This is a genomic window from Cohnella cellulosilytica (genome assembly GCF_042431195.1).
GTDB lineage: Bacteria > Bacillota > Bacilli > Paenibacillales > Paenibacillaceae > Cohnella > Cohnella cellulosilytica.
Genome location: NZ_JBHMDN010000078.1, coordinates 136360 through 158692, shown reverse-complemented (window position 1 = coordinate 158692; position 22333 = coordinate 136360). Strand labels below are relative to the sequence as shown.

Below are 22333 nucleotides of genomic sequence, written 5' to 3'. Positions count from 1 at the left end.
CTCCCGATACGGGAGTGTGGATTGAAACAGATAATACGGAAGCAACAACCGAAACAACTGGGTCTCTCCCGATACGGGAGTGTGGATTGAAACCAATGTTGCTACCCTTATTATACCATCTATTTCCGGTCTCTCCCGATACGGGAGTGTGGATTGAAACTTTGTGGTACATTTACATATGGGACAACCGAACCGTCTCTCCCGATACGGGAGTGTGGATTGAAACATGGTGCTGTTAGGGGTACGTCTGTCCTGCTGCAGTCTCTCCCGGTACGGGAGTGTGGATTGAATCCTCTCATTGGCGTCAATGTACCGGAAGCGTGGACTGAAACACCCGGCGCGAAGCATAGTCGCAAATGTGTCGTCGCTCCAATTATCCGTAGTCCGTCGTTGAGCCTGAATCAAGTTACTTTGTATGATTTTTGACACAAATGTTTGTCTTTTAGACCTAATTTGAGTTAGTTTGTATGATTTTTCGCACAAATGTTTGTCTTTTAGGCCTGATTTGAGTTGTTTTGTATGATTTTCCACACAAATATCCGTCGTTAGTTTGAGGCTGAATCGAGTTAAGTTGTACGATTCCGATCAATGTCCAGCGTTTGGGCCTGACTCGAGCTGCGTTGTACGATTTTCCGACTAACGCCCCTCGCGGGAGTCTCTTCTAGGACGTAAACTTATATGTGCAAATATGTGCAGATAGAATGCCATAAAAAGTTTGATTCCCAATCAATTGGAGTCGTTATGTGGGTCAAGCATAGCCCCATACGGGACATGGACTGAAACTTCAGCCTTCCAAGCTGATAGCGCGGGTTCGGTTGCCGCTCCCCTACGCAAGCTTGAATAAGATCACGTGTCAAAACACCACATAGCCGCCCCAAAGAAGCTATCCCATAAGTAGAGGCGTACAAGATGATCGATAAAAAAGAAGAAGCATCTATCTCCCGGAAACTGCCTCTAGCAGCGGAAGGAGATAGATGCGACTTCCATCATTCCATCGATCATTGTTCGGTGCGGCTTTTTGTACCTACATAAAGGAGTCAGAACGCCGAGACCGGCTGCAGCAGCCGGATGAACAGACCGCCGACGACCGAACGGTTCTGGAAGCCCACCTGTTTGCCCGTTACCGTGTCGTACCAGTCCGTGAGGGGTACGCGGCTTGGCGATTCGTGCAGAAAATTCCGCAGCGGGCGGATCAGCCGCTCGAAATCGTCCGTCTCGCGAAGCATGGACGCGCACCATACGAGCCAATCCGCTTTCGTATAATCGGCTCTGTCGTCCAGCGGGGTGCCGTACTGGTTGGCCTTGTCCAGATACAGGGCGCATTCCCGTTCGACTACCTCCTGCGGGAACAGCGACAATCCGAGCAGCCGATCCCAGACCAGATTGTACTTCATGCTCCAGGTTGCCTCCGCGTCGCCGAATGTGCGCTTGAAATGGCCGTCCGCCGCTCTCGCCATGTCTACCCATTGGGCTGCCATAGCCGCGGCTTCCTTAGCGTACTCCTCCGCTCCGGGCTTTCCTAACATGCGGCATAGCACGGCATACGCGCCCAGGCCGACAATCGCTTTAACCGACAGGTTGGCGTTGCGCGCCGAGTGTCCGGCAAAATCGTCCGTGCAAAGCTGGTTCGCAGGATCAAGCCCATTCTTCAGCAAATACTCCGCCCACTGGGACAGCAGCTTCCAATGCTGTCCGGCAAACGCCGGATCTCGCTCGTACAAACAGACCGCCGCCGTCATCACGAGCATGTTGCCGCATTCCTCGATCGGCATCTGATTTTCCAGCTTATTTTCTCCGTATACTTGGCCGTTCGCCTTCGGATAACAGCCCGCGTCATGCGGCGCGAACGAATACGGCCATTCCTTGCTGTCCGCATAGCGGAAAATCGGCCGCATCATCCCTTTAACCAGCTCGGGATTATACCGCAGAAACAGCGGAATCGACGGATAGCTCACATCGACCGTGGCAATACAGCCGTTGCTGAAGTTTTCTTTGGAGAAGAAGAGCAGCCCGTCATCCGGATCGACGGCCAGCTTATGCGCCGCAATCGCCTGGCGGTAGGCAAGCGCAAGCAGCTCCCTGTAGCTGTCTCCCCCTTCACGAGCGCTCTCGCTCGCAAGCTCGTCGTTAAACTTCCCGCAGCGGGCTTGAACGTCGTCGTACTGAGCCGCGGCCTGAACGAGCATGTCCTCGAACTGCGTCCCGTCCTTGCGCCAATAAGCCTCCAGCGGCCGACCGAAATATTCGATGGAGCAGATGTCGTCATAGGCCAGCATCGCGAACCGCTCGACCGCGTCCGCTCCGACCGCACCCAGATCCAGAACCGCCGCCATCACAGGCGTATCCCGATCCACAGGCCGCGGCTGCCGCTCGTCGTCCGCGTCCGGCAGCCGGCCGAGCTCCGCAAATCTCTCACGCGCCCGAACCGAACCCACGAAGGTTTCGACGCCCCCCGCATCCGGGACGGCCAGATAACAATAGCCCCAGTCGATTCTCGTATCGTCGCCGACGCGCTGAAGCACCTGCTGCTCCTCCGTTCCCATCCGCATAGCGGCAAGTCCGGAAATCTCCGGGCGCGACCAGACGACCGGCTGATCCGTCGTGTTGACGCACCATTCCCCGGTAACGTCCAGGTACAGCCGAACGTCATGCGACCTTCCGTCCGTGGCGCGAACGTGAAAGGAAACGTACGTGACCGGACGAGACAGCAGCTCCAGATCGTCAAGCAGCAGCGGCGTCGTGAATCGCACCTCCAGCTCGATGCCCTCTCCTTCGAATCGGTACAGCGTTGTAACCGGTTCTACGTGCAGCCCCGTCTGGGAAAATGGCTCGATCTCCGCATCGTCCGCGTCCTCTTCCGTCCGCATTTTCCCCATAAACCTTCTCGTCTTGCCGTCGATTCGAATCAAGCCCGTCATTCCGCATCGCTTGCCCGTCCAATGCCGGGTATGATCGTCGTACAGACGATCGGCCGCGGACCAGACGCTAAAATAGGGATCAACGGTTACCAGGGGGACGGACGGGGGTCTGAACGTTTGCATAAAACCTCTCCTTTGCGTTAATTTCCTCTTCGAGGCGCCAGGCGAAGCGTCTTGATCTCGAACGGAGCAAGCGACAGCCGCAGGCTGCCGTCCGTTTCCGGAACGAGCCGCTCGAGCGCGGCTTCCATCAAGTCGGCCGTCCAGGCCGCCTCCAGCTCCAGTCCGAATCTCAGCTCGGCCTTCTCCGTCCGCGTTCCTGACGTTTCGTACAGACGAACGATCACTTCTCCTCCGTCTTCGGCTTGCTTCATCGTCTCGACCATCACGTTCGACCGGTCTATCTGCAAGAGGGCTCGCTCCCAAGGCAGCCGAACCCGATCGGCATTGTCGTCGGACGCTTGCACGGCTGCAGTCCGCAGCGGAACGTTCAGTTCGTAGCCGCGCTTATAGACCTCGGCCTGCACATGGTCGCCGGAATGCGGATAGAGAGCGTACGTGAACGTGTGCGCGGCGCGGTCCGCTTCGGGATCGGGATGAGACGGACTGCGGAGCAGGTTGAGATCCATCACGTGGTTTTCCACCCGGTGCCCGTATTTGCAGTCGTTCAGAAGCGCCACGCCGTAATCCGGCTCGGACAGATCGATCCAGTGATGGGCGCAGATCTCATCCTTCGCATAATCCCACATCGTATTGCGATGCGTCGGCCTGCGAAGGTATCCGAACTGAATCTCGCAGCTCACGCTGTCGGAGCGAATATTAACCGGAAAAGAGGTGCGCAGCATCCGTCCGGACTCTTTCCAATCGACGACTGTTGCGAAGTCGATGCGTCGGCTGCTTTGCGTCAACCGCACCTCCTGCGTCAGCGTCGATTCTCCGTACCGGTACTGCATCCGCAATCCGAAGACCGGTCCGTCCGCCAGCTCGCTTATCCCGATCAGCTCCAACTGCTCGCCCCCGCTCAGGCGATAGTCCTGCCGGAAATCCCACGCGTCGCCCGCATCGGGATAGACGACCAGGGCGTTTGCCTTCTGTCCCTGCGCGATCGTCTCTCGCCCGCAGGCTTTGTCGACGATCGATACGAGGGTCCCGTCCTCGCCGAACACCAGTCTCAGCACGTCGTTCTCGAGCAGACGCCCCTTCGCCGATGATCGCATTTCTCCGCCAAAAGCCTTCGTTTCCGCCATAGAAGGAGCAGAGCCGCCCGGTTCGCAGCGGCCCGGAACGACGGCGTAGCCCATCGAAGGCACTCGCACCTGCTGCCATTCTCCGTCTGTCTTCATCCATTCCGTACGTTCCCAAGGCAGCGAGTTAAAGACGGCGGTCGATTCGGCAGCATCCTCCGCGGCCGGCATCAGCCGTGCAAGCTCCGTGTAAGCTTCCGCAATCATTTGCTCCACCCGCTCCAGCAATAAGGCGTAGCGCTCCAGCGACTCGTCGTATACCCGCTTGATCGACGAACCGGGCAGAATATCGTGGAATTGGTACAGCAGCACTTCCTTCCAGATTTCCTCCAGCGCTTCGTACGGATAGGACTTGCCGCTCTCCAGCGCAGCCAGCGTCGCCGCAAATTCCAGCTCGCGGAGCGATTTCTCGATGACCCGATTGAACCGTTTGTTGCGAGCCTGGCTCGTCAACGTACCTTGGTGCTTTTCCAGATACAGCTCGCCCCGCCAGGCTTGATACCGCGCGCGTCCTTCGTCAAGCCTCTCGAAAAATCGCCATGAAGGCTCCTGCACGACCGGAGCCAGACCAAGCAGATTTTTCTCGCGCGCGAGCCGTTCCAGATGTTCCTCTCCCGGTCCGCCGCCCCCGTCCCCGATGCCGAACAGCATCAGGCAGTGCTCCGAGACGTTCTTGTCCAGGTAATCGTTCTCCGCCTTCGCGATCGAACGCGGCGCGGCCGGACTGTTGTAGGTATCCTCGGGCGGCATATGCGTCAACACCTGCGAGCCGTCGATGCCCTCCCACATAAAGGTGTGGTGGGGATGGCGGTTGTACGCGTTCCAAGACAGCTTCTGGGTCATCATGTAATCGACGCCGGATTTTTTCAGAATCTGCGGCAGGCTGGCCGTATATCCGAATACGTCCGGCATCCAGAGCGTCCGGATGTCGACGCCGAATTCCTCCCGAAAATATCGCTTGCCGTACAGAAGCTGCCGGACAAGCGATTCCCCGCCCGTCACGTTCGTATCCGGCTCGACCCACATCGCGCCCTGCGGCTCCCATCTTCCCTCGCGCACCCGCTCTTTAACGCGCGCGTACAGCTTCGGGTAGCGGCTTTTGATCCAGTCGTACAATTGAGGCTGGCTGGCCCCGAACACGTAGTCGGGATAGCGTTCCATCATCCGCAGCGCGGTCGAGAACGTCCTGGCGCCCTTGCGGATCGTTTCGCGGATCGGCCACAGCCAGGCCAGGTCGATATGCGCGTGTCCGACGGCGCTGATCGTCAGCACGGCGTCCCCGCCCCGCTTCGCCAGCTGCTCGCCAAGCAGTCGTCTCGCCCGGTCGATCCGCTCCGGCTCAAGCGTCGTCAAGAGCCGCGAGATCTCCTGCAGCGCTTGATAGATCCGCGCCTTGCGAGCGGAGCCTTCCGGCAGCCGGTCCGCCGTTTCCAGCAGCACCTCGGCATCGTAGTACAACTGCCGGATGTCCTCCCGGCAGATCGCTATGGACGCCTCCTTCAGCGTACCGCTCCGGTACATGCCGAACAGATCGTTGCAGCCCGCGTCCGCCCATAGCTCAATCGCTTCTCCCCCGGTCGAAGCGTCGCTGATCTCCACGACCCGCTTGCCCGGCAAGCCCAGCGACAAGTCGAACTCGGAATTGACGTTGGTCAGCCCCTGCACGGGACTCCCCTCACCGTCGACGATGCACAGCTCGCCGTTCACATCCAGCAGGAGCACGACTTTGGCGCCGCGACCGCTTGACGGGACGCGCCCGGCAAAACGAAACCAGGCGCAGTCCCACAGCCTCCCCCACCGGTCTCCGGGGACAAGCTCCGCACGGTTGCCCGACATGCGTTCCTCATAGGACACCGGCTCCGTCGTCACCCAGGCCGTTACGTCGAGCTCCGCAAGCGGATGGTAGATCGCGTCCCGAAGCCGATCCACCATCGTCTTCAACTGCGCCGGCCGGATTGGTTCATATGGCATATCATCCATCCCCTTATCCGTATCTGTCTGTAAAATAGATTGCTATTCTCGTCGAAGTCCCCGGATAGCTGCGGCGTCAGCTTTTCCAGGCGACGCTTATCTTCGCCTTGTTTTCGTCCCCGTGCCTGTAATGCAGAAGAACGCTGCGCGTCCCCTCGTCCCATTCCCACGGAGCCGGCTCCGTCTTCCCTTCGCATTCGAGCGTCGCGGAGATCGGCTTGAGCGGACAATAGAACCTCGCTGTCGCCCGCATGCTTGCAGGGCCCCTGGCGATGAACGAAAAACCCGCCGCCAAATGAGTCAATTCCTCGATTCGCGACGACGCGGAGATAACCGCCGCCTCGCCGGATTTCGGACGGCCTGCCTCTACGTCGAACAGCAGCGACTGCTTGCCCGGCGCCAGGCGAACGTTCCGTTTAACCGGCAGCGCCGGATCGAACAGGTCGACGACCGGCCCCTCAATTTCGAGCGGCTCATCCGCAACCGATTCCTCCATCGCCGCCGCGATCACGTAAGGACCTCTCCGCAGCTTAAAATAATGCTTCGCGCGCCATACGCACGCCGGATCTCCAAGCATCTCCATCGCCTGTCTCACCGTCGCACGCAGCGACTCCGCTCCCGCTTTCGATACGGCGCATTCGTCCGGACGGACGGCCAGATAGCCGACCGCTCCTTTGCCCACCTTATAGACGCCGCCTCCCACCTCGCCAAGCTCCAGCTGCTCGAACAGATGCTCGCGGGGAGAGACGTACGTCCGGCCTCGTGCGCTTGTTCCCTTGCTCTCGTTCCACCACGCCCGAATCCGATGATACGGATCGGAATCGTCTCCGACATAGATCAGCGCTCCGCCTTCCCTTACCCAGCCGGACAAAGCATAATGAAGATCCGGATATTCCGGCTTCATATATTCGTAGCTGAGCAGGAGCACCCGATAATCCTGCAAATAATGAGCGAAGCGCCGTACGTTGTCCAACTGCACCGGCCGCACGGGAATGCCGTGCTTGAGCAGGGGCAGAGCAAGGCCGTAAAACGGGGAGAAATCAAGCATCTCCCTGTTTCCTTCTTTCTCGAAGCCTATCGGATCGGTGCCGTCGTACTTGCCTTCATTGGCATCGGCGGAATTCGGCTTCATGCGCTGAAACATCGCGGAATCGGCAATCAACACCCCGATCCCCTGCACCTCGTCTTCCGTCTCGATCTCGTTTTGGTCCATATTTCCGAGCGTATGCATCACATGCAGCAGCGTCGTCGCGTAATCGGCCGGAATGGGCTCCTTCCCTTTGCCGTCCTCCGACGGATATTTCCCGCGAAAAATCCGCCGGGGCCACGGGGATACCTCGAAGTGCGCCACGCCGGGATGAAGGAGCGAGGCCACAACCGTCTTGATGTAGTTTTGCTTGTAATCCGACCAGGTATGATTCGGATTGTCTTCGATCGGATCGTGAAGAAACCACATGCGGCGGTCCGTGCCCCTTACCAGCTCCTGCATAATTCCGTATTCGAGATACGACGTCTCGAAGGTCCGCTCCTTCCGCACCCCTTCGTACACATTGGGAGTCCGCGAAGTCCCCGTCCAGATTTGAGCAATGTATCCGTCGATCGACGGCAGCTCAAGCAGCCTTGATTCCGGGCTGACGATCCGCCACTGCGTATAATTGATCAAGCTATGGGTCGGGACGTAGAAGCGCAGCTGCCGGCCGTACCGGAGCAGAGCGTAATCCTTCATTTCGGCGCAAAGACGATCCAGGGCACGCGTATATAAAAACGCTTTCAATTTCGATGCTCTATACTGCGCGTCCGGAGAAACGTGCGGCGGCGACCACGGCTCGCCGTAATAGAGCTGCCATTCGCGCTTGAACGCTTCGGAGTAACCGCCGTTTACCCAAAATTCCGGCTCCTCCAGATGGATCGCCTCCACTCCGGCATCTACTGCGATGCGGATGCGTTCAGCCAGGAAATCTGTAAAGCTCAGTGTAGGCACCATATACGGAATAACGACCGGCTTCGTCCCATGTACGATCATCTTGCCGTTCCGGTCGGTCTGCGCTTCGTCCCAGTGCTCCCTTCCGTCTGTCTTGCCATCCAGATAGTCGTTATAGGTTCCCCAGGCGATGCCCGTCATCAGGTGAACGACATAGCCTTTTTCCCTCCACTGGCCGATTCGCTCCTCCATCGTAGCGTCGATGCCGTACACCATGACGAAATCTGTCTGCAGATCGTAATCCGCATGGTAAGGGCCCGACTCCTGGAACCCCGTCCGTTCTTCCGTGCGACTTCTTGACATCCCGTTCAACCTCCCGTTTTGGTTCGGATATGAAGCGAGGACACTCCCAAAATCTGCTGATCAACTTCTATATATATTTTATATATAACTTAATATATATTCAATATGTTTTTTATAAAAATCAAAAACAGGCGGCCGCCTCCCTTTCGGAAAAGACAGCCGCCTGTTTTTTCTTCGCAAACTTCTAACCCATCCCTCGCAAAGGCTCGTCCGCCTCTTAACGCTGCCGATTCGGCCCGGACGTCTGGCGAATGACCAACTGCGGTTCGATCAGCGTTTTATCGAAATCTTTGGTGCTGCGTTCGCCGCGAATGACCTCGAGCAGCTTGCGGGCCGCCTTGACGCCCATCTCTCTTTCGAACTGATTGATATGGGTGAAAATGCTGAATTCCTCCACAATCGAGGTCGGGTCGTCGAAGCTCACGATCGACACGTCTCCGGGCACGTCGAGTCCCGCCTGCCGGGCCATCTGGTAAATATGCACGCCCAGCCTGCCGTTCAAGGAGATGTACGCGGTCGCCATTCGGTTGCGGATATACCGGAACAGCGGATGTCCTTCCGCCTCCTTCAGGCTCTCCGCCCGTTCGAATCCGGTAATCATATGAGCCGGGTTGATCAGCGCGCCCTTGTCCTTCAACGCGGCGATATAGCCTTCAATCCGCTCCTGAACCGTCACGGTCAGCAGCGGCGAATCGGAGCAGATCGCGATCTCGCGATGTCCGAGCTCCCAGAGATGCTCAACCGCAAGGCGAACGCCCTGTCGGCCGTCCGAGGCGATAAAATGGGTTTCGACGCCCGGCAGGTGCCTGTCCATCAGAACGAACGGGAAATCCCCGAGCTTCATGCTCAAAATTTCCTCGTTATATTTCTCCTCGTCCACCGGGAAAATGAGCAGCCCTTCCGCTCCGAGCGCCTTCAGCTCCTTGATTGCTTCTTTTTCTTTTTCCAGCTTGCTGCCGGTCAGCATAATCAAGCTCCGATACCCTTCCTCGTCGAGCGTGCAGCGAATGCCCTCGACCAGCCGGATAGCGAAATAATCGTCGATCGACGGCATGACCAGGCCAATCATTCCCGTATGCGCGGTCCGCTCTCCGCCATCCTTTCCCTGCGAGGGCGCGGAAGAAGACGGAGCCCGCAGCTTTAGTCCCTTATCCGCCACAAAGCTCCCCTTGCCGGGAACGCGAGTAATGATCTGTTCGTTCGCAAGCCCGGTCAACGCGTTGGCCACCGTTATTTTGCTGACCTGAAATCGTTCCATCAGCTCCTTCTCCGTAGGTATCCGGTCCCCCGTCTCCATCTCCTCCACGGCGATGATGTCCCGTATATAATCCTGGATTTGCTGATATAACGGAACACGGTCGTTCGTACTCATTGTAACCACCCATCCTAATTGCGACATTTGTAATATATAATATATGCCACATTTGCAAAGAGCAACAGAGAAGCTTCGGAAAAGCTCCAAAAATCCGGGCACTACAGCCTATATCCTGCGGTAAAAACGACCGGTCCTTGCGCGGATTCAGTCGTTGATCGAGCCTTCAAATCGGATTTTATGCAGAATCGTCGGAACGTTTGTCGAATGTCTTGAAAAATTATATTTGAATATATTTAATATGTATTGAGTTTGCGAATTTATAAGAAGGAAAAGGAGTGATCCACCGATGACCCGAAGAAAACTTGCCGCTTCGAGTATCGCAGTTTTGTGCGCCTTGGCGTTGTCGATCGGTACAGCAGCCGCCTCCACGGGGAACGCCTCCTCGCAAGCGGGCAAAATCGTCTGGCCTAAAGATCAGGCTCTTCCAAACTTTAACCAGGCCAAGCACCTGGATGTCGCCGACATCTACGACGCTCCGGGAGACGTCAAGCTGATGATGAGCACGCTTCAGGGCATTGTCAACCGGAAGGAGCCGCGAATTTATCTGCTCGAAAACCAGGAAGAAGGCCGACTGACCTGGTTGGACGATCTGGCCGTTCCTTACCGTCTTCATGACGATTTTTGGGACGTATTCGGCGCTTATCGCAAGGAAATCAAAGGCATCATCGTCTACGATCCGGCGGTACCGGATTCGATCAATGTGGCCACCACGTTGGCGGGCCTGAGAGATGCCGTAGTCGCAAGTCCGGAATTGGCCGCGGTATTGACCGCAAAACCTTATAAGCTCCATATACTCAGAGATTTCAGAGGAATGTTCCGGGACCGCATGGACGCCTACCAATGGCAGTACGACAACCTTTGGAATCAGACGACGCACAGAATGCTGATCGGACTCAGCCCCGACACCGCCGTTCGGATTCCGCCCGGTATGCCCGAATCCTTCGAGACGATCGCGGAAGAGACGGAACAAGTCCGCGACGCCGGGAATCGGCAGACGTTCGCTTTCGATCTGTCCGCATTTCTTGGCGGCGAGGCCGTCTATCTCCGCTTTGACGACGCTTTCCCCCAGGATGGCTGGGGACCGGCCGTGCATGAGGTGACCGTCAAGGCGGATGGCCAGACGATCGCACAATTTATCGCCGGCACGCCGGAAGAAGAGACCTATCTGTACGACCGGCAAAACTCGCAAGTCTCCGAAGGCCAGGGCGGTCACCGCTTTGCCGACAACGGCCGTTACTTCGTGTACCGGTTCGCTCCTCCTTCGGGAACGACACAATTGACGGTCGAGGTGGATATGTGGAATCAGTACAAAGTGTCAGCCGGCAGCAAGCAGCCGCCTTCCGCCGAACAGAAGGAGCCTTACGGCTACCTGCGCGACTACGCCGTCGCCAATAAAGCGATGGTGTTCTGGCTGGAATCGAACGTGCCGGAGCAGAAAGCGCTCTTCGAGCGCATCCTGTCCGACGTCGCCCCGGGCACTCCGTACCTCGGATGGTTCAGCAACGATGTGGACGGCGAATTCAGCGGCGTCGAGATCGCGTCCAGCCATGGCGCCTATGTGCTGGCGGCCGATTGGTTTAGCAACCTGACCGTTTTCTCGGGTACGAAGCCGACTCATGCGCCGTCTTCCAAGCCCAAGGAGCCTAAGCTGGAAAATAAAATTTATGTCACCTACACATTCAGCGAAGGCGACAACTTCCAATACAATCAGCACCGCCTGCGTGTACTATGGGACGATCCGACAAGGGGCCAAGTGCCGATCAACTGGACGTCGAGCCCGCTGCTCTATGACGCCGCTCCGGCGATCCTGAATTATTACCGCAGCACGGCAACGAACAACGACCTGCTGATCGCCGGACCTTCGGGCGCCGGCTACTTCTACCCGAGCGTCTGGCCGGACGATTCGTTCGCGGACTTCCTGCGGCGGACTTATCCTTACTTGAAAAAATCCGGGATGATGATCCCGTACGTCCTGAACCGAATCGACGGCGACAACGTCCCGCTTGAACCGGCGGTCGCAGAAGCTTATCGGACGCATTACAAAGCTCCGGGCCTTTTCTTGAGCTGGGAAGGCCGGCACGGCGTTGAGCTGGCGAACGGAAACCTGCCGGTCTCGACCATGCACGGCATTAGCACGGTGCAGGACGGACTCTCCGTTCTGGCCGAGGCGAAGGCAGGCTGGGACGGCAAGTCTCCGCTATTTGTCTCCCTGGGACTGCTGGCATGGAGCATGACGCCTTCGGACGTCGCCGAGCTCGATAACCAGCTCGGTCCGGAATACGAATCCGTTCTCGCGGACCGCTACTTCTCGCTCATCCGCAAAGCGCACAACCTGCCTCCCATCCGCTAGCGAAACAGCCTCGGTCCTGGAATTCCTGGGACCGGGGCCGTTTTTATTTGCTGTATGGTTAGCATACCTACCCTTGCGCGATACAGGATGACCTGTAATCGACCAAACGATATCGTTCTATTGGAGCTCTATTGGAGGCTCTATTAACCTCACATTCTCTTACACCTCTTCCCAAAAAAAGCTTATAATAGTGACATCCCCTGTCGGTTCGATGCGGTGCGAACCCCAGGCTCACACGATTTCCCTGGACAACCCGCACCTCTTGCCGCACAAGGCCTCCGGCGTTTTTGAGGTATTTTGGACCCAACCTTTTCCTCCAAAAATGCCGATTCGCACTTTCAGGCCCCAAATCCCTAGCCCTGCAAGGGCTCGTAAGGGGCGCTGTCGCTCCCTGTACGGGGGCGTGGATTGAAACCTGGCGGAAATACGACTGTCCCTCCGCCAAGATGTCGCTCCCTGTACGGGGGCGTGGATTGAAACCGATTGAGAAAAATGCCAAGGTTGTTGAGGAACGTCGCTCCCTGTACGGGGGCGTGGATTGAAACGGCATCACGTCCGAGCAAGCCTATACGCTGATCGTCGCTCCCTGTACGGGGGCGTGGATTGAAACAGCAACAAAATCGCGTCGGACGCCGTGACCGTGGTCGCTCCCTGTACGGGGGCGTGGATTGAAACTGAGACATGTCCCTCTTATCGAGCAACACGTCGAGTCGCTCCCTGTACGGGGGCGTGGATTGAAACGTAATGACAATGGAACTGTTGAAATTAGGGACGGTCGCTCCCTGTACGGGGGCGTGGATTGAAACATATACATCCGGATTGTGTGAATACGATCAAAGTCGCTCCCTGTACGGGGGCGTGGATTGAAACTTGTTTGGTGGTGGTGGCCGTGAAGTTTGTTCAGCGTCGCTCCCTGTACGGGGGCGTGGATTGAAACGTGACAAGCATCGTGACGCGAATGCAGGCCAAAGGTCGCTCCCTGTACGGGGGCGTGGATTGAAACAGAGAATAAAGAGGTAGTTGCGGGCATTACAGCTGGTCGCTCCCTGTACGGGGGCGTGGATTGAAACGCCTTTTCCTGGGACGGGGAGCCGGTCCGCGTCGGTCGCTCCCTGTACGGGGGCGTGGATTGAAACAGGATCTGACGACCGCCGTCGCGTCCAACGCCGTGTCGCTCCCTGTACGGGGGCGTGGATTGAAACACTCGTATTTGGATTTTATGCAGGTTGCCCAGCAGGTCGCTCCCTGTTCGGGGGCGTGGATTGAAACGCGACTTGAAAGAATCGGGCGGATTGGTAGCGGGTCGCTCCCTGTTCGGGGGCGTGGATTGAAACGGCACGGCATTTAGATTGCTGATCGTCAGTTCGGTCGCTTCCTGTTTGGGGGCGTGGATTGAAACTTCCCATAGCGGAACAGACAAGCTCATCGAGAAAGTCGCTTCCTGTTTGGGGGCGTGGATTGAAACTGATCGGGTCGTCGATAATGCCGATGTTGCCCCGTCGCTTCCTGTTTGGGAGTGTGGGTTGAAACCTGTTGGAATTAAACAAGTCGTACAGGGGTTAGAGTCGCTCCCTGTTCGGGAGTGTGGGTTGAAACTCGACGATGACGGACACTTCGAGGATACGGTCATGTCGCTCCCTGTTCGGGAGTGTGGGTTGAAACGGGTATCCCCAGGCGGTGATCTCTTCTATATCACGTCGCTCCCTGTTCGGGGGCGTGGATTGAAACTTCTTAGTGTGACGTTGGCGTCACATGGCATAGGTCGCTCCCGGTACGGGGGCGTGGATTGAAACCGCTTTGGCCAGGAGCTACTGTCGCTGCCGCTCGTCGCTCCCGGTACGGGCGTGGATTGAAACTTTAAGTGAATGAACAAAATGGGTCGTATTGTCGCTTACCCTAGTGACGTTTAAAATACTAACAATCACTTGTAATTAGGAGGATCACATGACTATTCCCGGCAGGTCTATAGTTTGCTTCGTTTTTGCTATTTTAGTCTTTTTGTATGTGTGGCTATCTCCCCGGTCAAAAACTTTAACTAAAAATCACCACACAGACCCATCGAGGCGTAAATCAATTAAGCTTGGTCAAATTACCAGTGGCATCGTTTTAATATTTATGGGTTTTTGGGAGATACTTTATCCCCTCGAATAAATACTTACCAGGATGTGTTTCAGTCCTATCAATCTCCTCTCTATTTCACAAAATGGGTCGTTAGGGATAGATGTCGCTCCCTGTTCGGAAGCCTGGATTGAAGCCCAAGGTATTTGCCCATAACTAGAGCATCTTTTGTTGCGGCGTCTCGTCATTATCATTTCTCGTATGGGAGTCAAGACTGAAACTACGACAACGAGGATGATCATTCGGGTGGCGAGTCGCCCTTCCTGTATAGGGCATAAATTGGAACGCCAAAAGAGCGTTAAGCCACAAAAAGGACGCTCGAAAGCGCCCCCCTCACTCAAAAATCTCTATTTTCAATCGCTCTTCTCTCTGCAAATCCATGGAAATTTGCTCAAACCGTCTACTCCCCACCCTTAACTTTTACCTGTTTGCCCTTAAAAGCAACGCCAAGCTTGATGACGTTCTGAATACCACGAGAGCGGAGCACCGCCTCATACTGCTTTTCTTCAATTTGTCGTAGCGCTGCATCAAGAGCCGCATCTATCGACTCTTCCTGCAGCTTATCCGCTCTTTTAAACTCAAGAATAACGCCCTTTCGACCCTCTCCATTCCCACGAGGTACGATCATTACATCATGCCTTCCATAGCCGCTCTCGCGATTAGAGACCACTTCGTACTCCTTATCAAGATATACCAGAAGCCCCAAAACAAATGCATGGTAGAAGCTCTCTGAACGGTCGTCGCCCACGTCATGGTAGCTAAACGCATGCAAGACGGTCTCTTGAAGCATTCCGCTAAAAGTAGCAATATCCCCGTCCGTCAACGCTTGCAACAGCTTGATCGCAGAGCCGCCCTTTACCGTATCCGAGAACCAACTCGACAGCATTTCCGCGAAAAAATCGTGCACTTCTTCGTTCGGAATCGTCAGCATTCCGAACAGCCCCCGAAGCATTCCTTCCGTATGACGTTCCAAGTTTACTGTCTTTAAATAACCGCTTATGAGTAAAAACGACCAGATTGTCTCAGACGAGCGCTCTACGTCTCGATACACTATCGTATCATCTATCCGAATTGGGCCAATTTCTTGTCGCTTCAGCAACGCCGCAACTTGTTGTTGTATCTCTCCGCTTCCTTCTGTCACGAGCTTGCGTACGATCAAGTTATCACTCGTATTCACCCAATACGATACCAACTTTCGTTGATCCGCATATTGAATGATAGACCATGGATTGTAGATCGTGAGCGGCCTTTCTTCCCCAAAACGATACCCGTTATACCATTTAATAACCTCGCCAACCTGTTTCGTTAAACCGAAATCCTCAAGTGTTTTCTGGACCTCCGGTTCAGTAAATCCAAAGTATTCCTTGTATTCGTCCTGAATGATTGTACTCACCTTGAGGTTGTTTAATCCACTGAAAATACTTTCTTTTGCAACACGAAAAATCCCCGTCATAACCCCTTTACGAAGATGAATATTGCTCTTAAAGGCCTCTCCTAACAAAATCCGCAAGAAATTAGCCGCCTTGTCATAAAACCCGTAGATGTATGCCTCATTCAGCAGCGTGTCGTACTCGTCCACAAGAATAATAACTTTTTGCCCATGGTAAGCATGCAGCAGACGAGAAAGCAGTTCCAGACTTCCCCCGTACTCCGATTCATCCGCAGACCTATCCAAAATTCTGTTGATTACATAGTTATCATTACTTGACAGAGTACCCTTCTCATACAAATAAGAATGACGTTCTATCTCCGTAGCCAACAATGCACAAAGTCTGGAATAATTGTTTTGCCACGTATTCATCTTCAAGCTTTTCATCGTTAAAGTAATGACCGGATACTTGCCCTGCTCCTGCTGGTATCGCTCTCCTTGCTGCCAAATGTCCAAATTCCGAAAGAGGGATTTGCGATCCTCTTCCGTTTTCTCGAAAAAATAACGCAGCATGGATAAGTTGAGTGTTTTGCCGAACCTCCGAGGACGCGCAATCAGATTAACTTCAGCCCCATCATCGAGAATGTCCTTGATAAACATCGATTTATCCACATAATATAAATTCCGTTCATAAATCGCTTTAAAATCATCCACTCCGATCGGCATCCGCTTCACTGTCCACACCGCCTCGCTTTATCATTACAGTTAGTATAACCCAAGCCATTGTGTAAACCATTAATGGGGCAAATTTCAAGTAGGGTTACTCTTGGCTATTAGTATTGGAGAATAGTGCCTCTTGAACTATACTGAAAATATCTGGTGCGAACTCCAAGCTCACATGTTTTTCCCGGGAAATCCGCACCTCTTGCGGCACAGAAACTTTTGACTTTTTGTGCTAATTTCAAGCTCGTTTTCTGCATCAAAGAAGCCGATTCGCACTTTAGGGCTCCAAATCCCTTGCTCCGCAAGGGCTCAACAAGTTCGCTGTCGCTCTCTGTATGGGAGCGTGGATTGAAACCGTACGCGCTGGAGCGCAACACGATCACTTCGGCGTCGCTCTCTGTATGGGAGCGTGGATTGAAACTTATAACCAAACCTTGGCTGAGTCCTTTTCCAAGTCGCTCTCTGTACGGGAGCGTGGATTGAAACTGGGAACGGTTCAAGGCCGATCCGCTCGCGGCGTCGCTCTCTGTACAGGAGCGTGGATTGAAACATTGAATGTTTTCCACGTACTGCTTAACAATTTGTCGCTCTCTGTACGGGAGCGTGGATTGAAACTGGTTGATCTCCGCACTCGGCTCGATGCCTGCCAGTCGCTCCCTGTACGAGAGTGTGGAGCCGCAACGTTTCCAAACTGATTGGAAATCAAATTTCCTACGACTGAAATATTTCCGCCAATGAGCACACGTCCCATGAAAAGACTTCCTCTAGAGCAATACTCAAAAAATCGTATAATGCGGTTCAAGTAGGTATGCGTGACGGTCTTATACGATTCCCCAGAGCCGATGATGGGCGATTAGGCACGCGTGACAGTCTTATACGATTCGTCGGAGCCGATGATAGGCGAATAGGCACGTGTGACGGTCTTATACGATTCGCCGGAGCCGATGATGGGCGAATAGGCACGTGTGATGGTCTTATACGATCCGCCGGAGCCGGTGATGGGTGAATAGGCACGCGTGACGGTCTTATACGAATCGCCGGAGGTGGTGATGGGCGAATAGGCACGCGTGACGGTCTTATACGACTCCCGGAAGCCGATGATGGGCGAAATAGAAGTGTCGTGGGACAAAGGCCCCTCTATAACGCAGCATAAATGAAATCTGTTAAATATATAAAAACACCCCATAAAAGTTAATATACGAAAATTGTGAGGAGCGCCGAGGACCTGTTAACCCGTTGCTCCCCCCTCTCCAAACCAACCAGCGCCCTCAAGGAGGACGCTGGTTGGCTTTATGATGACCGATGAATCAGTCTGGTGTTCGCGAGAAAGAAGAATGGTCTGTCACCCGCTTATGGCTGAAAAGAAGCTCCGCAAGAACGGATGTCTAGCGAGAAAGAGAGCGGTTGATCGGGTCGCAGCAGGTATTGCTCCAGCGTTGGAGCGTAACCGCAGCTATGGTTGCCGATTCCGCTTTGGGCGGCGTCGAGCTTGACGATGGTTTCGTCGAGTCTGGTTAGCAGGTGAACGTGGCTCGTACGCGTCAAATCCTCGGTGGAGTAGTGATGCACGCTGACGTTGAACGGGAGGCCGCCGCTCGCCGCAAAACGCAGTCCGAGACCGGAGGCGTCCGTCACCGCGGCCCAACGAACGTCGGCTTTGTTGCCGTTCTCCTGTGGCTTGATATACGGCACGAACTGCTCCTGCACCGTACCTCCGTAGATGCCGAGCTTGCCGCTTTCCTTACGGTCGGCATAGCATTCGTGCGGCCCTCTGCCGAACCAGTCCATCCGGTCGAAGCCGGACGGCAGCGTCAACTCGAAGCCGAAGCGGGGCAGCGGCGGCAGTCCCTCTCTCGGCTCGGCGCGCACATCGATTCGAAGCTCGCCCCGAGCGCTTACGGTCGTTGTCGTCCGAGCCCGAAATGCGACGCTTTCGCCTCTTGCGCCGATGACGGAATCGACCGTAACTACGAACCCCGACTCGTCCGAGCGGCTGAAAGAGACGTTGCGAACGTTGGTTACAAGACGGTCGTAGCCGGCTTTAACCCATTCCTTCGCCATACGAACGTCATTGTCCAGCGGAGCGCGCCAGAGGTTCAGCTTCGGTCCGGCAGCGAGCAGAGGAACGCCGGCGACGAGCCATTCCTCGAGCTGCCCGGAGCGCTTGCAGAACGACAGCTCGAAATCCTCTCCTTGCACCCGGACGCGCGTATCTTCCTCTTCGATGCGAATTCCGTCCCTCTCTTCATCTGTCTCCGCCCGATCGAACAGTTCTGTTCGGGCTTGCGGAACGACGAGCAAAGGCAGGTCCTCCCAGGCGATCTCAAAATCCCGCTCCGCCCAAAGCGCATTCTCGCGCAAGACCAAACGAACATGAACCCAATATTCGCCCGATTCGAGCCCATGCTCCTCCGAACGTCCCTCGCGATAAGCCGCGAAAGCAGTCAGCGTCTCTTCCGGAAGCGGAATAAGCACCGTCTCCGTCTCTCCCGGCCCGGCGCAGAGCACGGGAAGCTCTCCTGCGGAGATCGTTGTCCCGGCCCGCTTCAATTCCCACTCTCCCCGCAGATGAGCCAGCGTCAGAAAATCGTAACGGTTGCGGATCGTCCATTCGCAGGTTGCCTCATTCCACGACTCCGTCTTGACCGGTTCGAGCACTTTTTTGTATTCCAGCAGCGAAGCTTTCGGCGTACCGTCCGGAAACAGCAGGCCGTCAATGCAGAAGTTGCCGCTGTGCGGCTCCTCTCCGAAATCGCCTCCGTACAAATAATACGGTTCCCCGTCCTCGGTCCGCCGCCCGATCGCCAGATCGGCCCATTCCCAGATCAGGCCGCCGAGCAGGCGCGGATACTGGTAGATGGCGTCCCAGTATTCCTGCAGATTGCCGACGGAGTTGCCCATCGCATGGCCGTATTCGACCATGAGGTAAGGGCGGGCGTCCGGCTTGTTCGCTTCGGCGATCAGCATATCGACGGACGGATACATCGTGCTGACGATATCGACGATCGGAGCGTCGTACGCCCGTTCGTAATGGATCGGACGGGTCGGATCGGCCTCGCGCACCCAAGCGGCCATCGCATCGTGGTTCGGACCGTACCCGGATTCGTTGCCAAGCGACCAGACGATAATCGACGGAAAATTGCGATCGCGCTCCACCATGCGTCTCGCCCGATCGATATACGCCTCGGTCCAGTCCGGATGCTTGGACAGATAGCTTTCCGCAGCTCCCTTGGCGAAGCCCGGCGTCTCCTGGTTCACGCGCTCTCCGGTAAACGCGAAGCCGTGCGTCTCCAGGTCCGCCTCGTCGATGACGTACAGTCCGTAACGATCGCACAGCTCCAGAAAACGCGGATCGTTCGGGTAATGGGATAACCGAACCGTGTTGATGTTGTGCCGCTTCATCAGCTCGACGTCCCGCTTCATCGACTCGACGGTCGTCGCGAAGCCGCGCCAAGGATCGAACTCGTTGCGATTGACCCCCTTGACGATGATCGGCTGCCCGTTGACGAACAGCTTGCCGTCCGCGACCCGAACGCTGCGAAATCCGACGAAAACCCGCTTCACCTCCGCCATCCGACCGTCCGGCGAGCTCACCGTGAGCAGCAGCGTGTACAAATACGGCGTCTCCGCCGTCCACGGCTTCGGATTAGCCAACACTTCGTTCAGTGTCACGCTTCGTTCCTCTCCCGGAGGCGGCGAGACCGCTTCATCGCGCTCCAGCACCGACTGCCCCTCGGCGTCCAGCAACTCGATCCGCAGCCTGCAGCCCCCCGGCTGCTCCGTCCGCGACAGATTGGCGACGGCCAACGCCACCTGCAGCTCTCCTCTACCTCCGCCTTCCTCCCATTCGGCGACAACCTTCGCGTCCCGAACGGAAAGCGGAGCCATGGCCAACAAATACACATCGCGGAAAATACCGCTCAACCGCCACTTGTCCTGACTTTCGAGATAAGTTCCGTCCGACCACTGATACACTTTGACAGCCAAGACGTTGTCGCCGGGAACGAGCCTGTCCGTAATGTCGAACTCGGAAGCCATATGGCTTCCCTGGCTGTAGCCGACCGGCGAACCGTTAACCCAGACGTGGAAAGCGGAATCTACCCCTTCGAAAACAAGGCGGACGCTGCGCCCGTTCCAAGCTTCGTCGATGCGAAACGAGGTCCGGTAGCACCCGGTCGGATTGTCCCGAGGCACATAGGGCGGATCGACCGGGAACGGATACGGGCAGCTGCTGTAGTGTGGACGGCCGTAGCCGTGCAGCTGCCAATTTCCCGGCACGGGAAGCTCGTCCCAGTCCCCGTCCGCATAATGCGGCTCCTCGAATTTCGGCGGAGCCTGCTCCGGCGATTCGCAATAACGAAACTTCCAATTCCCGTTCAATAAACGAAAAAAAGGGGACGCTTCGCGCGCCTCCTTCACCGCCGACTCTCGGCTCGCATAAGGAATCAGATAAGCGTGCGGAGGCTCCGTATTCCTCCCCGGCACGTCGAGATTCATCCAGTCGGGCACATCAACATCGTTCCGTCCCGGCCCCTGTCGCAGTTCCAGCATCGTTTCTTTTCTCCTCCGTCTCTTTCTTTATTGCCCTTTAAGCACCCGCTCGAAAAAGCCCGCCCCGCCCACCTGTCCGCCCTTGAGCACAAGCTCCAGTCCGTCCAGCTCCGCCTCGTCGGAGAACGCCCGGCACAGCGGCGCCCCCGGAGCGAGCGCGGACACGCATTCGAGCGCGTGGATGCCCAGCTCCCTCGCCACGTAGCCGGACGTGTCCCCTCCCGCGATCAGCACGCGGGACAGCCCGGCCCGAGCGACAAGCGTCCGGGTGAGCGAGCCCAGCTCGGCCCCGAGCACGCGGCTGCTGTCCTCGGGCCGCAAGCCCTGGGCCTCAAGCGCAAGGCGCAGCTCGGCGATGCTCGGGTCGGCGGGACCCGAAGCGGAATACAGCACGACGTTTCGACCGGCCTTCAGCAGCTCCCCGGCTTCCTCCAGCAGGCGCCTTCTCGCCTCGTCGGCCAGCTCCGGGCGGATCAGCTCGCGCACCGGCACGCGAATGCCGGCGAAGCCCGCTTCGAGCGCCTCGGCGATCTGCCGCTCCGTCGCCGGCGAGCAGCTCCCGGAGACGACGAGCAGCCGGTCGACGGGGGCGACGGCCGTCTCCGCCGCGCCCCCGCGAATCGAGCCGTCCGCCTCGAGGCACGCGCCTATCGCGTATTCGATGCCGGACGAGCCGACGACGAACAGAGGGCCCGAGCGCTCCGCCTCCTCCAGCATGAGCCGTCCCGCCGTCCGCAGCCTCTTCTCGTCGAAGGCGTCGAACAGCACGATGTCCGGCGCTTCGTCGCGCAGCAGCGCCTCCAGCCGGGAGCGAACATCCTTCATCTCGCCTTCCAGCGCCAGAATATCCAGCAAAGACGCACTTAGAGGGGTCTGCTTGGCCAGATGGAGACGCAAATCCGCCTCGTCCATCGGCGTCACCGGATGGCGCGACATCGTCGGGTGGCGGTCGAGCCGGTGCACCTTCTCCCCGGCCGTCGCGAAATGATGGCCGAACAGCGTGTACCGGCCCAGGTAAGGCACCCCGACCAGCAGCGGAATGTAGCGCCCGCCGAACACGTCGCGGCCGATCTCCGCGGCTTTGCCGATGCTGCCCGTGTCCGGCGAGGAATCGAAGGTCGAGCAAATTTTATAATGGACGATCGACGCCCCGGCATCCTTCAGCGTTTCAAAGATCGGCCGCAATTCTCGCTCCATCTCGTCCGGCGACATCGAGCGGCCGACGCCGGCCACGCCGAAGGCGTCGGCCCCGGCGAACCGGCCCTCAAGCCGTTCAGCGGTCGGCGGCTCCAGAAACAGCACCGGCTTCAGCCCGGAGCGGAACAGCGCCTCCAGCACGTCCGTCGAACCGGTAAAGTCGTCTCCATAATAGCAGATCGGGCGTCTGCCCGTCGCGGCCGGGCGAGCCGTCTCGTTCGCATTCATCCGCA

The 22333-nt window shown here is 56.7% G+C and carries 8 protein-coding genes and 3 CRISPR repeat arrays (1 of these 11 cut by a window edge); of the genes, 1 reads left to right on the top strand and 7 read right to left on the bottom strand.

Features of this window, described 5'->3' with window-relative positions; translation table 11 throughout:
• A CRISPR array of direct repeats spans positions 1-292; the repeat unit is 32 nt; unit sequence GTCTCTCCCGATACGGGAGTGTGGATTGAAAC (it extends 201 nt beyond the left edge of the window).
• A 745-nt stretch (positions 293-1037) separates the two neighbouring features.
• The 4 genes from ACFFT4_RS32960 to ACFFT4_RS32945 form a co-directional block, all read right to left on the bottom strand.
• Positions 1038-3041, bottom strand: coding sequence for a glutaminase family protein (locus ACFFT4_RS32960; RefSeq protein ID WP_378053711.1), 2004 nt, complete (start codon positions 3039-3041; stop codon positions 1038-1040).
• Positions 3042-3058: 17 nt separating this feature from the next.
• Positions 3059-6133, bottom strand: coding sequence for an alpha-mannosidase (locus tag ACFFT4_RS32955; RefSeq protein WP_378053709.1), 3075 nt, complete (start codon positions 6131-6133; stop codon positions 3059-3061).
• A 76-nt stretch (positions 6134-6209) separates the two neighbouring features.
• Positions 6210-8417: a hypothetical protein gene (locus ACFFT4_RS32950; RefSeq protein ID WP_378053707.1), complete on the bottom strand. Its 2208-nt coding sequence runs from the start codon at positions 8415-8417 to the stop codon at positions 6210-6212.
• A 217-nt stretch (positions 8418-8634) separates the two neighbouring features.
• Positions 8635-9789 carry a GntR family transcriptional regulator gene (locus ACFFT4_RS32945; protein ID WP_378053705.1) on the bottom strand — a complete coding sequence of 385 codons (1155 nt, stop codon included), beginning with the start codon at positions 9787-9789 and terminating at the stop codon, positions 8635-8637.
• Positions 9790-10078: 289 nt separating this feature from the next.
• Here ACFFT4_RS32945 and ACFFT4_RS32940 point away from each other — a divergent pair, with 289 nt between their 5' ends.
• Positions 10079-12142: a GxGYxYP domain-containing protein gene (locus ACFFT4_RS32940; protein WP_378053703.1), complete on the top strand. Its 2064-nt coding sequence runs from the start codon at positions 10079-10081 to the stop codon at positions 12140-12142.
• 383 nt (positions 12143-12525) lie between these two features.
• A CRISPR array of direct repeats spans positions 12526-13935; the repeat unit is 32 nt; unit sequence GTCGCTCCCTGTACGGGGGCGTGGATTGAAAC.
• A gap of 725 nt (positions 13936-14660) precedes the next feature.
• Here ACFFT4_RS32940 and ACFFT4_RS32935 read toward each other — a convergent pair.
• The 3 genes from ACFFT4_RS32935 to ACFFT4_RS32925 all read right to left on the bottom strand — a co-directional run bounded on the left by ACFFT4_RS32935 (position 14661) and on the right by ACFFT4_RS32925 (position 22328).
• Positions 14661-16355, bottom strand: coding sequence for an AAA family ATPase (locus ACFFT4_RS32935; RefSeq protein ID WP_378053810.1), 1695 nt, complete (start codon positions 16353-16355; stop codon positions 14661-14663).
• 320 nt (positions 16356-16675) lie between these two features.
• Positions 16676-16967: a CRISPR direct-repeat array (repeat unit 32 nt; unit sequence GTCGCTCTCTGTATGGGAGCGTGGATTGAAAC).
• Between the two features lie 735 nt (positions 16968-17702).
• Positions 17703-20903 (bottom strand): glycoside hydrolase family 2 TIM barrel-domain containing protein, encoded by a 3201-nt coding sequence (locus tag ACFFT4_RS32930; RefSeq protein WP_378053701.1) that lies wholly within the window; start codon positions 20901-20903, stop codon positions 17703-17705.
• Between the two features lie 27 nt (positions 20904-20930).
• Positions 20931-22328, bottom strand: a complete 1398-nt coding sequence (locus ACFFT4_RS32925) for a four-carbon acid sugar kinase family protein (RefSeq protein WP_378053699.1) — start codon at positions 22326-22328, stop codon at positions 20931-20933.
• Positions 22329-22333: the final 5 nt, after the last annotated feature.

What these genes read in the sequence shown, in the direction of transcription:
- ACFFT4_RS32960 (WP_378053711.1), bottom strand. Translation starts at nt 3,041, where the DNA reads ATGCAAACGTTCAGACCCCCGTCCGTCCCCCTGGTAACCGTTGATCCC.
- ACFFT4_RS32955 (WP_378053709.1), bottom strand. Translation starts at nt 6,133, where the DNA reads ATGCCATATGAACCAATCCGGCCGGCGCAGTTGAAGACGATGGTGGAT.
- ACFFT4_RS32950 (WP_378053707.1), bottom strand. Translation starts at nt 8,417, where the DNA reads ATGTCAAGAAGTCGCACGGAAGAACGGACGGGGTTCCAGGAGTCGGGC.
- ACFFT4_RS32945 (WP_378053705.1), bottom strand. Translation starts at nt 9,789, where the DNA reads ATGAGTACGAACGACCGTGTTCCGTTATATCAGCAAATCCAGGATTAT.
- ACFFT4_RS32940 (WP_378053703.1), top strand. Translation starts at nt 10,079, where the DNA reads ATGACCCGAAGAAAACTTGCCGCTTCGAGTATCGCAGTTTTGTGCGCC.
- ACFFT4_RS32935 (WP_378053810.1), bottom strand. Translation starts at nt 16,355, where the DNA reads ATGCCGATCGGAGTGGATGATTTTAAAGCGATTTATGAACGGAATTTA.
- ACFFT4_RS32930 (WP_378053701.1), bottom strand. Translation starts at nt 20,903, where the DNA reads ATGCTGGAACTGCGACAGGGGCCGGGACGGAACGATGTTGATGTGCCC.
- ACFFT4_RS32925 (WP_378053699.1), bottom strand. Translation starts at nt 22,328, where the DNA reads ATGAATGCGAACGAGACGGCTCGCCCGGCCGCGACGGGCAGACGCCCG.